This window comes from Oleiphilus sp. HI0125 (assembly GCF_001635355.1).
Window position 1 is genome coordinate 1 of sequence record NZ_LWGF01001159.1, and the last position, 1,460, is coordinate 1,460.

Here is a 1,460-nt window from a genome sequence, read left to right on the forward strand (position 1 = left end):
CGTTAATAAACTTGGAATATCTAGAATGAGGGCAATACGGCCATCACCTGTTATGGTTGCGCCCGCCATACCTGGCGTGCCATGCAACATGCCACCTAGCGGTTTAATTACGACCTCTTCCTGCCCAACTAATTGATCAACGATAAACCCAACCTTTTGAGTACCCACTGCAACAATCACAACGTGTGCGAATTCTGGATCTGTGGCACCACCATTTTTAACGAGCCATTGCTTGATATAAAACAATGGGTAAACATTGTCTCGGACAACAATACATTCTTGACCATCGACAACATTTGTCTTCGTTAAATCTAAGTGGAAAATTTCGACAACGCTTACGAGAGGGAATGCGAAAGACTGTTGCTCTAGCTTCACCATCAATGTCGGCATGATAGCTAGGGTCAACGGCACTTTGATCGTTAAACAGCTACCTTTACCAAGCTCTGAATCAATATTAACGCTGCCGTTGAGCTGCGTGATCTTTGTCTTCACGACATCCATACCGACACCGCGGCCTGACACATCAGAGATCTCTTCTTTCGTTGAGAAACCAGGTGCAAAAATCAGGTTGTAACACTCGTTGTCACTCAAGCGATCTGCGGCGTCCTGATCATAGACACCCTTTTCAACCGCCTTTCTTCGTAATACTTCGGGATCCATACCTGCGCCGTCATCACGGATGGATAGCAGAATATGGTCACCTTCTTGTTCGGCCGACAACAACACTTCACCAACACGAGGCTTACCGTTTGCTTCACGCACATCAGGCATTTCGATGCCATGATCAACCGCATTTCGAACCAAGTGAACGAGAGGATCTGAGAGAGCCTCAACTAAGTTCTTATCTAAATCAGTTTCTTCACCTTGTAAAACAAGGTTTACTTCTTTTCTTAGGTTTCTAGCTAGGTCACGTACAACACGAGGAAAACGTCCAAAAACTTTCTTAATTGGCTGCATTCGCGTTTTCATAACGGCGGACTGTAAGTCCCCCGTTACAACGTCAAGATTCGACACCGCCTTCTGCAAGGCTTCGTCAGTACTGTCATCCCCTAAACGTTTTAAACGATTACGGACCAATACCAGCTCGCCAACCATATTCATAATTTCGTCGAGTCGCTTCGTATCAACACGAACGGTCGTCTCGGTCGTCAAGCCATCTGCCCGCGCATTAGCCTTGGGTTTTGCCGCAGGCTTACTGGCAGAAGGACTGCTTGCTACTTTGGGTTTCGCAACAGGGCTTGTCTTAGCAGTAGGGGCTGACTGACTAACTTCCTTATTTTCCGGTGTTGAAACAGAAGACGGACTCGGAGGCGGCGTTGTCTGAGACTTATTCGCTTGAGGCGCTTCATTTGCAGGCCCTTTACCTTGGCCATGCAAATCATCAAGTAATTTTTCAAACTCGTCATCAGTAATCATGTCCGAATTTGATGATATAGAAGCCTCAGATTCTTTGGTCTCAG

1 protein-coding gene is annotated in these 1,460 nt (G+C 46.4%); it reads right to left on the reverse strand.

Annotation, left to right across the window (positions count from 1 at the left end):
• Positions 1–1,460, reverse strand: a 1,460-nt coding sequence (locus A3762_RS20080; protein WP_197469433.1) for a chemotaxis protein CheA, incomplete at both ends; no start/stop codon positions are given.